Genomic DNA, 11,334 nt, shown 5'->3' with positions numbered 1-11,334 from the left:
CTTGCGGTACGGAGTACTAGAATATAAATAAAAAGAGATTCGTTCCTATCTGCGGAAGCACTAAACTTCTGTAGCTAGGCTCGAATCTCTATCATTTCAGTATCCACTGCTTCATTTTCTCTTTCATCGTCTCGGCAAGAGCAGCATTCTCTTGACGAATCCAACGATCCAAAGGGCCTTCTATGAATCCGATGATCTCTTGCGAGGTTGTAGCCAGGCTCTCTTGAAGCTCCTCGTAGGAGAACGCGATACAATTGCTTTGACTCTCCGAGCCTGTGGGCTCGTCCGGCCAGACATAGACTTGATGGTTAGTGTAGGTTAGTTCCGGCGAAGGATCGTGGCCCAGCCATGGACTTTGCTTATTGCCTATCGTCGCCACAATCTCTGGATAATCTTCCAAGCCGCAACAACAGCTCGGCAAAATATAGGTTTGCTCATCCTCAAAGAAAGCAACTCCACCCGAAATGGCGACATGCTCTTGCTCGAATAATTCTTGCAGGGAGTGTTCCATCGAATGGTCAACGCTAATGTTCATGTAGCCCAGCAGATGCGTCAGAAACAGTTCGACATCCTGACTGCTTGCCTCGGATGAGAGGCACAGGTATGGCTTGCGCCTCACTTCGTTGGGCATCCATTTCGGCTGGTCGTAATACGGATCGGTTATAACCGCTTTTGTGTAGGCCATTCTCTACTCCCTCCATATAAGATAATCACTCTAGCTCTAGCTGCGCAGCAACGCTCTCACTTTTGCAATAGCTATATCCATGCCCTCGTACAATTCAGATATAGATCTATACTCTTCATTGTATAACGGAGCTTCCCATTTCCCGTCTTGTACGATATAGATCCTGAACACACCTTTGAGCGTTGCTGCTCGGCCATACCAGCCCACGTCGAGCACATAATTTTCTGGAAATTGAACTTGTAGCATGTCTTCGGATAACCAACTTATATCTGTCATATCGTCAGGACTTAGCCGATAGGGATTATACGTAACTGTGCCTGGATCAAAGCTGTAGTTTTCGAACATGGTTTACCTTCCTAGATAAGCTCGAACTTCATTCAAGTCGTGAGCAATATAATCGGGCTGGATGTCTTCCGGCAAGGTTTTGTTGAGACGGTTGAGCCAGACCGCATGGATGCCGAGCGCCTGAGCGCCTGCCACATCGCTTAGCAGCGAATCTCCGATATGGATCACTTCATGTGCATCAAGCTTGCTTCTCTTGAGCGCTTCCAGAAATAATTCGGGTCTTGGCTTGTAGGACCGGACATCCTCGCTTGTCAGCACATCTGTAACCTTGATCTGGTGGTAAGCTATCGCCTGCGCAATATCAGCGCCATCGATGTTGGATACGATGTACACTGGCGTCCCGCGCAGCGACTCGATGAACGGGAGGGTATCGGAATATAGCTTAGGCTTTGTCCAATGCGCAAACTGCTTCTGTATCAGCTCCTCTGCTTCACAATTGGATTGGTACTGTTCGATCGTCGTCTGCAAGGACTGGATACCAAGCGACCGTTGCGATTGGAACGCTTCTCCGTAGCTGTCTCTAAAAATCCTTGAAAACTCCTTCCACCAGTAGCCTCCGATTTCTTTTGCCGTGCATTGCAATTTGGCATTTTCTCGGATGCGCTCGCAAATAAGCGGGATAATTTCATCGTCTTCGTGGACCAAGGTACCATAGAAATCAAGAAAAACGGCCTTGAACTTCAATTCGAATCATTCCTTTCGGTTGAGCTTTGCCATAGTCGTTTAACGTCCTTTAACTGATTGCCTTGAAAAGCCAACCGATATATATCCGGCATGGACGTGGATTCCCAAAACGCAATACCGTATCGATCGTCGTAATGGCTCATCATCAAGGTCATGATATCCCCATGGGTCCCGATAACGATGCCTTGGCCTTCATAAGCCTGCAGGATGTTGTCCAGGATGCGTACCGCTCTTTCTCTTGCTCTGAAGCTGCTCTCCCCGGCATCATAATGGTAGTCGAAGTCAGCGTATAGCTTGCGCTTGGCCGCCTCGAACCGCATCTCGCCGATTGATCCCAGCTCGCGCTCTCTTAAGTCTTCATAGGATACGATATCTTTTTGCAGTTCGTCGGCGAGAGGTTTGACCGTTTGTATCGCTCTTTCATAGGGGCTGGAGAGGATATGATCGATCGTTTCGATTCTCAGCACATCCTTCACCTGCATCGCATGATGCCTCCCCGTCTCCGACAATCCTCTTTCCCTCTCCATGCCTGCAACGAATGGCGACTCCGCGTGTCTTACGAAATAAATCATGGTATCCACAATCTTGATCTCCCTATCGACCATCATTTCCCACCATAACGGCCATTGTTTTTGGCTTTGACATAGGCCCCTTCGGTTTGGATCGCAATATACTCCGACGGCTCCGTGTCCGTGATTTTGTACAGCTTGGTCCCGGCAGGATAGCGATTCGAGAACCCGTTGCCGTAGATCGCTTCCACATCCGAATACTGTTTGACTTCCCCTATTTCGCTGTCGATCTGTTCCGATTCGATAGAGGTATCCAATATCTCGTAGAGATCGTTGTTCCACACCACGAAGTAAATGGCCCAGTCGGCGCTTGATGCAGAACCAGGCTTATCTGGTGAATGACAGCCAGAGGCTGCGATCATGAGCATGACTGAGAAAAAAAGAGCGATTCTATTCAAATCATCATCTTCTTTCATCCATTTTAAGTTGTAGAGATGTATTCATCATAACAAGAGTTGCTATTTTTGGAAACACGAATCAGGTTCATGCGGATGCCTCCATCAACATATAGCTTGACAGAAATATAACCAATCGGTAATATGAATTCATGAACACAAATCAATTGTTTGAAGTGTTGGCTGAACCCAACCGTCGTCAACTGCTGGATTTGATGCGTGTGCGCGAACGCTCCGTAGGCGAGCTTGTTGCACTGATGCCGCTGAGTCAGCCTGGTGTGTCCAAGCATTTGCGCATCCTGCGTGAAGCAGGTCTGGTGACGCTCCGCAAGGAGGCCAAGCAGCATTTGTATCGCTTGAACCCGCTTCCGCTGCAGGCAGTAGATCACTGGTTCGAGCCTTACCGCCAATATTGGTCCACGAAGCTGGATGACTTGGAGCGCGCATTAGACGAATCCGGGGGACCTTAATCCCCATCCAAAGGAGGATATCCATGTTAGCCGTTTTACAACAGACTGCGGAAGGCTATACCGCCCGATACGAGCGGCATCTGCAGCACCCGGTAGCGAAAGTGTGGGCCTATCTGACGGAGAATGACAAGCTGAAGCGCTGGTTTTCGGAACTTGAGATCGACCTGCTGCAGGAAGGCGGTCTCATCAAGTTCGACATGCAAGACGGCACCTTCGAGGAGCTGAGAATATTGGAGCTGCGATGGCAGGAGGTGTTGGAATATACTTGGGGCGAGGATCAGGTGCGCTTCGAGCTGTACCCCGAGACTGGCGGCTGCAAGCTCATCCTGATCGAAAAAATCCGCCAGCTCACCGACCACTCGCCCAAGGATTTGGCTGGCTGGCATGTGTGCCTCGATGTGGTCGAAGACCTGCTCGAAGGCCGCACCGTTCATGAGCGCAAGGAGCGGTGGTCCGTTCTTTATCCGCAATACAGCGAATTAATTTCGGAGCTGACACAGGCTCGATAGGACGTTTTGTGACTAGGCAAGTTTTTTAGCGCCCCGACTTTAAATGCTCGACGGAAGCAAAATATTCAATCGTATAGTTCTCATTTTCATAACTCAGTTTGGTAATCGAGCATTCAGAAACGATTTGACTTTGCTCGATTTTAAACTGAGGATGGAATCGATTGAGGGTTTCTTCCGCATATGTATTTGCTAAATAATCCGTAATTAATCCGCCATGCGTAACGATAACGATATGACTGCCTGCCGGATATTCCTGAACTAAATCCGCTAACAAGGAAGACATTCTATCGCACGCTACTTTGGCAGAATCGCCTACAGGCGGCACGAAGTCAGGGTCCCGTGTACAGCGATCCCATAGTTCAACAAACTCCTGAAAGGTTTGATCCGGCACGTCGCCCCAGTTGGCCCGCTCTCTCAGACGAGCATCAATGTTTACGGTTGCATTGGTTCTCTCTGCAATAGCTGCTGCGGTTTCTTGAGCTCTTCGGAGAGGGCTGGATACAATAGCTGTGACGGGGATCGTGCTAAAATACTGTGCGGTGTCTTGGGCTTGCTTTCTCCCTTCCGGGGTTATAGGCACATCACCGATTTCTTTTTTCTTTAATGCGTGCCTTACTAAATAAAGGTTTACACTCATCTTTATACCTCCAATACGTAGCGCTCTCATACTTACGGGCGGCCAGGCTACTGTTTTGCATTCCTGAACCGAATAATCGAGTAATCGTCAACCGTTGAGGAAATAACCCTTTCCCTGATCGGATGAAGATTTGGCGTAAACCTCAGCTCCACACTTCGTTTTACAAGCTCATGCAACACATTTTCTAACGGCTCTACTTTGACAGGCTTCACGGGCTCCTGCGAAATATAATAGCCTGCAATTTCATCTTCCATCTCAAAGCTATGGCTATCGAATGTGTACTTGTAGAGCTTGACATTGAGGATACGATCTAGCCAATCATTCTCCACCGTAATTATCGTGTCCGCGCTGGTGTCGCCAAAAAAATGCCGCTTATCCTCTTCACTCATTTGGTCGGACTTTCTAAATATGACTCGCGGGCAATCCCGAGGAAAGAAATAATTGGCGGCGTGCTCGTCGTCGATAGCCCAAACGGCGGGAGGCAATGTTTCACTCCTTGGTCGAGGATGAAACATAGCAATCTGAGGCTCTTCGCTAAAATGATAAAGGTACATCGGCGCCTCCTTTCTAACATTTGGCTTATCCATTCTCGACTATTCAACTGGATTGTTTAAGCTTATCCAGTATATTTTTTGCCGACAGGTGTATTTCTTCCTCCTGCTCGCCTTTAGTAGGCTGATAAGCCATGATTTCTAGTCGTTCTCTTAACCTTTCCTGTGCATCGACTGGCAAGTCTATTACCAAGTAGTCCAGACACCCTATTTTCCACAGTTCATCCTTACCAGCAAGAACCTCTTCTACGTAGGGCACGGCTTCATGGGGAACCGTCAACAGAAGCTTGGCTACCTCTCTAGCTATCGGCCAGTTGATGTCTTGCAGCCATTCCAGCAGATCGGGGACTAGCAACACAAGCTCCGCCTTGTCCAATGTCTTCAATTCGTTTACGCTTTCAAAATCATGTTTGTCCTTTGGCAGCAGATCCTCCCTATCTCGCATCTGGCCACGCCTCCCAAAGTCTTGTCACTTCTACTAGCTCCTGCTCATCGAATACCAGCTTGTAGATGTCAGGCTTTGAGGTCTGGCTAAGAAAATCGTAGCCGTAGCTTGCATCAAAATGCTTCATCATCATCGTCATGACATTGCCATGTGTTCCGATAGCGATTTTCTTGCCCTTGCTTTCGGCGATAATCGTATTCAGCACATCAACTGCCCTGCGCTGACATTCCCGATTGGACTCGCCGCCTGGGAAAGCGAAGTCAAGATCATCAAACTTGCTTATTAAGGTCGTCATGAACTCCTCGTTGCTGAGACGAATATCTTCCCGCATAAAATGCCGTTCCCTCAAGTCTTCATAGCTTTCGACAGCAAGGTTTAATTGCTTGGCCAAGCCTTCAACCGTGAATCTCGCCCTGGCATAGGGACTGGAGACGATCCGGTCGATGCCTTCGCCCATCAGGACCTCTGTTACCTTCTCAACGGCCAACCAGCCTTTGTCCGTAAGTCCCCTTGTTCTTTCCGTTCCATCGGAATAAGGCGATTCAGCGTGCCTGACCATGTAAAGGATCGTTTTCATAGCCACCTCTCATTCATAAACTTTCCCCATATACAGAATCTGTGCGCATCTCCGCCAAGGGTTGTCGGGCTTTTCATAATACGGCAATCCATTGGTCGAAGCCGTCCCCCATTCAACCGCTGCATCGAGGAACAGCTCGATCGTCTCGTTGGCCCATTCCTCATTTGCAAGCTTGTCTTTTCGCAAGGCGTCGAGAAAGTTCAAAAACGTCGTTTCGTCCGCTACCTTATTGACTAATTCAAAGAGCGTTGGGTTCATTTTAATTTTTCCATTCTGTCGTAGTATTGGGCACCGGCATCCCCTGATCCCGGAAGTCCTGCGGCTTCATGCCGTACTGCTCCCGGAACACCTTGCTGAAATAGGTAGCGTTCCGGTACCCCAGGCTCTCGGAAATCTCGTAGATCCGAATGGTGGGCGTCCGCAGCAGTTGCGCCGCTCGCTCCATCCGCTGCTTATGGATATACTCGCTGATGGCTTCGCCCGTCTCCGCCTTGTACAGGCGGGACAGATAGACCGGATGCAGATATACGGCGTCGGCAATTGTTTGGAGAGAGGCGGTGTCCAAATTCCGCGCCACATAATCCTTGATGCGCATCGTCAGCTTCTCCTTGGCGCTCCGCTGCTCCGCTTGATCGCTGCCTTCGATCTTGTCCAGCATATATTCGGCCCACTCGGCCAACTGCTGCACCGAACGAACCGTACGATCCAGCACGCCCGCGTCTCCCACCAGATCGCTGAGCAGCTGATGATGTCTGTGCGCATAATAGTAGAATGAACCGGAGATGACCGTGTACGCCTCCCGGACATACTCCTCCGACAGATGGGGCATGTCCTTCATCAGAGCAATGACCGTACTCAGCTTCTCCCGGTATACACCCCATTGCTTGCTGTCCAACAGATGCTGAAGAGAAGGCGTCTCGTACAAAGGCTGCAGCGGCTGATGGGCAGCCGGCTCCTCGGGCAGGTCGCCCGGGAGGAAGCAACCAGACTCATTGGCCAACCTGCCGCGTACTTGCCCGATCATCTGTTGGTACATAGGCCCGATATCGCCGGGAAATACGCCCCACTTGCTTACGATAATGGACACTACCCGCTTCAAAAACACCCCGATATTGCGCTGGAGCTGCAAGGCCAGTAGGTCGAATTTTTTGGACTCGGCCCGCTTCTCCTCAGCCCCTCCTCCCGCCAGCGTCTCCCCCCTGCCTCTTACGAGCAGCACCAGATGATCGTACGCATCCTTGCACGTCCACAGATCATACGCATCTCCGAACATCTCTGTTGCAATATTAAGGATCGCATACTCCAGCAGGAAAAAATCCCGTTGGTTGTACTCGGGCAGGCTCTCCTCCATGCGGATCAGCATCAGCCGGATGTCGTCGCCGGGCCGGAACGGCAGATCATAGAGCTCCAGCAAGTGCTCGGCGCCCTCCTCCGGCAGCTTGCCGGACAGCATTTCGTTCAAGAGCTTATCCTTCAGCACCGGCAGACTCTCGCGGAGCGTATCGACGACCCGACTGCGGGACACCACCTCCTGCCATTCCTCGCGGATCTGCTCGACCAGCTTACGGATCACCCGGATAATCTCTTCGTCGCCGGCAGGCTTCAGCAAATATTCGGATACCCCGTACGTTAGCGCTTGCTTCGCATACTCGAACTCCGCATGGCCCGACAGCAGCACGCACCGGATATGCCTATGATGCTGCTGCACATACTCGGCCAGCTCGATCCCCGACATCCCGGGCATATAGATATCTGCGATCATGAGATCCACGGCATGCTCCGACAGGATCGCGATCGCTTCCTTCGCGGAATACGCCTTGTGGACCGTCAGAATCTCCAGCTGCTCCCAAGGAATCGTATAGGCGAGCGTATCCACAACCGCAGACTCGTCATCGACGATCAACAGACTCAGCATTCCATTCCCTCCCATATGGATGAATAGGCGACATCGGCAGCAGGCAACGGATCACGACCTGCAAGCCGCCTAGCTCGGAAGTCGCGAACGCCAGGCCCGAGCCCGGGGCGTACATTTTGACGACCCGCTGATGCGTATTCCATATTCCGCAACCCGACTCCTCCGACAGAGGCTTATGCATGCTGGCTCTCAACCGCTCCAACCCTTCGGCCTGAACACCCGCACCGGAGTCCTCCACACCGATCTCGAAGCCACCTGCAATCAAGCGGCAAGCGATGCGGACGAGGCCTCCCTCCGCCGTTTTCTCCAGACCGTGGAGGATCGCATTCTCCACCAGAGGCTGAATGAACAGACGAGGGATCGGGATATCCAGCATCTGCTCGCTGATATCCATATCATAGCGAATCCGGTTGGAGCGCATCGTCTGGATATTCAGATAGCTTTGCAGCAGCTTGACCTCCTCGCGGATCGTCGCCACCGGATTGTCCAGCCGGGTCGTGTAGCGATAGTACTCGCCCAGATTCAACGCCATCGCGACCACCTCTTCTTCCGCGCCCAGCTTCGCCATATTTTTAATGTAGAACAGACAATTATAGAGAAAATGGGGATTAATCTGCGATTGCAGCTGCTTCAGCTCCGCTTCCTTGGAGCGCAGCTTCTCCTCGTATACTTTCTCGATCAGCTCCTGTATGTGGTCCGCCATTCCGTTGAAACCGGCGAACACCGCCTCGAACTCGTCCTTCCGTGCTGAAGAAAGTCGGGAGGAGAACTTGCCCGCGCGGATATCCCGCAGCCGCAAGATTAACTGATTGATCGGCGCTTGCACTTGTCTGTAGATAAGAGCGGTAAGCACAATACACAAAATGAGCATCGCCAGGATGCTCATCACAAACGACTGCCTGCTCTCCTCAATCGGCAGCACGATGCCGCCAAGCGGCACCAGATCGACGATGGTCCAGCCCAGACCTGACACGGGAAATGAATTGACCAGCACTCTCTCGCCCGCCAGCAGCAATATCCGGCTGTCCGGCTTGTTCAGCGGTCCCCGATCGGCCGACTCCAGCCAGGCTTGGAAATGCTCGGCGCCCGTACCGATAAGCCCTTGCTCCGCATGATACAGCAACGTATTGCGATGGTGGTCCTGCTGGAAACCGTCCAGCATAGCTGCGATATAGGAGGCCGAGAATCGCGCCTCGATCCTGTAGTCTGCTCCATCGCGGAGCATGACGAAGTTGCTGACTGCATTGCGCGTACCCGGCTCATAGCTCCAGATCATGCCGTCCGGGTTGCTCTCGCTCGTCTCTACCGCTAGGTTATACGTCGTGTCCGACCGGGTAGAGATCACCTCCTGGCGAGACTTCACATAGACGCTTATATCCATCATCCAATTGGAGGACGCGCTCTGCAGCTTGATTTTCTCCAGTACCCCCAGACGCAGCTTGTTGCGGTCGTAGAGATCCTCCATGGCAGTTGTATTGACGAATTGCTTTACCGTCGTATCCTCTTCCATCTCCAGCACATTGGTCGCCAGGCTGTCGATTTGGTTTTCCAATTGAGACTGAAAAAAACGCAATTGCTCATAATACGAAGCCTGCACATCCTGTTCGATGACATTCACACTTACGCGATAGACGTTGCTGTTCAGGGCCAGGACGATGCCGAGCAGCACGAGCAAAATCAGGGTGAATTTCATGGATAAGGTTATTTTCGGCTTCCATCTCCACGGTTTAAGCTCCATATGATCACCTTGTGCAACATTATACGCTACGTGTTATCGATTGAACATGATGACTTTAGGGCAGGACGACCAAAACCAGCCTGCCGTTTCAATCACCGGTTTCAGGCTGGTTTGGGGTAACGTCTCCGATTCGTTTAGTTGCTCGTATACTTGACCCAATCGTAATAAGCATAGAGCGGGTTGGCGCCATTATAGGCTCCGAGCCAGCTGTCCACGCCGATGCCATTCCACAGATTCATCATGATCTTACCCGGATGGGTCGGAATGTTGGTTGTGGCCTTGTGCTTCTGTACGCCATCTACATACCAGGTGATCGAGCCCGGCTGCCAGTCGAAGGCATACGTATGATACCCTTGAGACGCATCAAAGCCCAGATCGATGATTTTCTCGTGTCCGCCAACGCCGTTTGTAAAGTAGTTGAACTGCACCTTGGTCGTGTCCTTGCCCAAAAATTCAATGTCGATCTCATCCCAAGGCGTCCCGTCCGACGGCCCGGTATAGATGAAGAACGAGGAGACAATGCCTGGATTTTTGGCCGGCTTCATGCTGACCTCATACTTGCCATAGCCCGTCTTGAATGTGGTTCGGTACTCGGCTCCGTCGAATTTGTTGTACGAGGAGCTGGTCACCTCTCCACAAATAGTCTCGCCTTGCCACTTCACCAAACTAATCGACGACGGTACTGTGAAGCTGAATATTGTCCAGATACAGTGTCCCCGGCGTGTCGTATACGGTATCGCCAACCACGTACTGGCCCAGATCGAATTCAAGCTTGCTGTTCGTCTCGCTCGGATGAGTCATCTCAAAGCTGAATTGATACTGCTGCTTCTCCCCGGTGAGCCAAAAACGCGGCTTGCTGCCGTTCAGGAAATCGGTGTACTGATAGTTATTGCTCGCATCGATCGACCCCAATCCCATCTCGATAGGTCGGTCAACCGTGGAATAGGCGTCAAAGGTGACCGTATCGGTATCAAAGGTGCCGTTGCGGATCAAATTGCCCGTTGCGCCAGAATGGTTGTGGGCCGTCAGGATCATGTAATCCACATTGACGTGAGGCGCATACAGCTGCAGCGTTTGGATGCCTGCATCCAACTCTACCTCTTGGTTCACCAGCATAAACGATCCCCAGCCTCCCGTGTTGGCGACATCCATCTCATACGCCCGATCCGCATCCGCCCGGGAGATCTCGCCTGCGGGCAAGTCGCCGGTGAAGACGCTGCCCTGCTTGGAGAGCAGCATCAGGGAGCCGCCGCCCTCATAACCGGAGGACACGAAGTAGGAGATGGTATACGTATCGGCTTGCTTCACATCGACGATATACTGCATCCAGTCCCCCGGATCGATCCAGCCTACGCTTAAGCCGTCCTCGCCCTTCTGCACCCCTTGCATGGCCGAGAAGTCCTCCGCCTCCAGGCGCTTGATGCCGTCGACTGCAACCGGAGGCTTCATCTCCTTGAGCGCAACGTTGTCCAGCGTCAGAGCGCTCGCGAGCGATCCGAGCTTGAACTGCAGCAGTCCGGCGGTCGCAGCCGCATCAGTACCAGCTGTGAACATCATCGAGTGCGAGCTCATCTGCGTCCCGATCGTAAAGGAATGGTCGGCATAGAGCGCAGGCTGCGCGGCGGTGCCGACGTTCACCTCGATCGGCGCGACATCGCCAGACACAGCAGCGTCAAAGCTGAGCAGGTACAGCTTGCCGGCCGTCAAGGACAGATTCCCCTGAGCGAGCACCAGGTCTTCCGGCTGCCCGGCTGTCGCCGGACGCACGGTTAGCTTGCGCTCCGTCAGCGCGCTGCCGACGCTCGCCTGGGCCG

15 protein-coding genes and 1 pseudogene are annotated in these 11,334 nt (G+C 52.1%); 2 read left to right on the top strand and 14 right to left on the bottom strand.

Going from position 1 to position 11,334, the window contains the following annotated elements; translation table 11 throughout:
- Positions 1-91 precede the first annotated feature (91 nt).
- From PA598K_RS19210 to PA598K_RS19190, 5 genes are read right to left on the bottom strand one after another with little or no spacing between them, the layout of a single operon-like run.
- Positions 92-685, bottom strand: coding sequence for a hypothetical protein (locus tag PA598K_RS19210; protein ID WP_128658506.1), 594 nt, complete (start codon positions 683-685; stop codon positions 92-94).
- A gap of 36 nt (positions 686-721) precedes the next feature.
- Positions 722-1,030, bottom strand: coding sequence for a hypothetical protein (locus PA598K_RS19205; RefSeq protein WP_128658505.1), 309 nt, complete (start codon positions 1,028-1,030; stop codon positions 722-724).
- A gap of 3 nt (positions 1,031-1,033) precedes the next feature.
- The gene (locus tag PA598K_RS19200; RefSeq protein ID WP_128658504.1) at positions 1,034-1,714 is read right to left on the bottom strand and encodes an HAD family hydrolase; all 681 of its coding nucleotides are present in this window, start codon (positions 1,712-1,714) and stop codon (positions 1,034-1,036) included.
- Positions 1,711-2,286: a histidine phosphatase family protein gene (locus PA598K_RS19195; protein ID WP_260405495.1), complete on the bottom strand. Its 576-nt coding sequence runs from the start codon at positions 2,284-2,286 to the stop codon at positions 1,711-1,713. The genes PA598K_RS19200 and PA598K_RS19195 overlap by 4 nt, the downstream gene beginning before the upstream one ends.
- Positions 2,287-2,318: 32 nt before the next feature.
- Positions 2,319-2,681, bottom strand: coding sequence for a hypothetical protein (locus PA598K_RS19190; RefSeq protein ID WP_128658502.1), 363 nt, complete (start codon positions 2,679-2,681; stop codon positions 2,319-2,321).
- A gap of 149 nt (positions 2,682-2,830) precedes the next feature.
- Here PA598K_RS19190 and PA598K_RS19185 point away from each other — a divergent pair, with 149 nt between their 5' ends.
- The gene (locus PA598K_RS19185; RefSeq protein WP_128658501.1) at positions 2,831-3,148 is read left to right on the top strand and encodes an ArsR/SmtB family transcription factor; all 318 of its coding nucleotides are present in this window, start codon (positions 2,831-2,833) and stop codon (positions 3,146-3,148) included.
- A 23-nt stretch (positions 3,149-3,171) separates the two neighbouring features.
- The gene (locus tag PA598K_RS19180; RefSeq protein WP_128658500.1) at positions 3,172-3,657 is read left to right on the top strand and encodes an SRPBCC family protein; all 486 of its coding nucleotides are present in this window, start codon (positions 3,172-3,174) and stop codon (positions 3,655-3,657) included.
- Between the two features lie 25 nt (positions 3,658-3,682).
- Here the strand turns inward: PA598K_RS19180 and PA598K_RS19175 are convergent, their stop codons facing one another.
- The 9 genes and pseudogenes from PA598K_RS19175 to PA598K_RS36335 form a co-directional block, all read right to left on the bottom strand.
- On the bottom strand, positions 3,683-4,294 hold the full coding sequence (locus PA598K_RS19175; RefSeq protein WP_128658499.1) for a histidine phosphatase family protein: 612 nt from the start codon (positions 4,292-4,294) through the stop codon (positions 3,683-3,685).
- Positions 4,295-4,341: 47 nt separating this feature from the next.
- Positions 4,342-4,848, bottom strand: coding sequence for a DUF6886 family protein (locus PA598K_RS19170; protein WP_128658498.1), 507 nt, complete (start codon positions 4,846-4,848; stop codon positions 4,342-4,344).
- Between the two features lie 43 nt (positions 4,849-4,891).
- The gene (locus PA598K_RS19165) at positions 4,892-5,290 is read right to left on the bottom strand and encodes a DUF5071 domain-containing protein (protein WP_128658497.1); all 399 of its coding nucleotides are present in this window, start codon (positions 5,288-5,290) and stop codon (positions 4,892-4,894) included.
- Positions 5,280-5,867 (bottom strand): histidine phosphatase family protein, encoded by a 588-nt coding sequence (locus tag PA598K_RS19160; protein WP_128658496.1) that lies wholly within the window; start codon positions 5,865-5,867, stop codon positions 5,280-5,282. Before PA598K_RS19160 ends, PA598K_RS19165 begins: the two co-directional genes overlap by 11 nt.
- Positions 5,868-5,876: 9 nt before the next feature.
- Complete coding sequence (locus tag PA598K_RS19155; protein WP_128658495.1) at positions 5,877-6,125, bottom strand: DUF7660 family protein; 249 nt, start codon at positions 6,123-6,125, stop codon at positions 5,877-5,879.
- 1 nt (position 6,126) lies between these two features.
- Positions 6,127-7,782: a response regulator gene (locus PA598K_RS19150; RefSeq protein WP_185602095.1), complete on the bottom strand. Its 1,656-nt coding sequence runs from the start codon at positions 7,780-7,782 to the stop codon at positions 6,127-6,129.
- On the bottom strand, positions 7,757-9,520 hold the full coding sequence (locus tag PA598K_RS19145; protein WP_128658493.1) for a sensor histidine kinase: 1,764 nt from the start codon (positions 9,518-9,520) through the stop codon (positions 7,757-7,759). The genes PA598K_RS19150 and PA598K_RS19145 overlap by 26 nt, the downstream gene beginning before the upstream one ends.
- A gap of 134 nt (positions 9,521-9,654) precedes the next feature.
- Positions 9,655-10,149, bottom strand: a pseudogene (bglS, locus tag PA598K_RS19140) (beta-glucanase); the annotation flags it as partial.
- Between the two features lie 37 nt (positions 10,150-10,186).
- On the bottom strand, positions 10,187-11,334 hold a 1,148-nt coding region (locus tag PA598K_RS36335), incomplete at its 5' end, for a carbohydrate-binding protein (RefSeq protein WP_185602093.1).

It is taken from the genome of Paenibacillus sp. 598K, from assembly GCF_003851045.1.
Taxonomy (GTDB): domain Bacteria; phylum Bacillota; class Bacilli; order Paenibacillales; family Paenibacillaceae; genus Paenibacillus_D.
The sequence above is the reverse complement of the archived record's forward strand: the minus strand, read 5'-3'. Positions and strand labels throughout refer to the sequence as shown.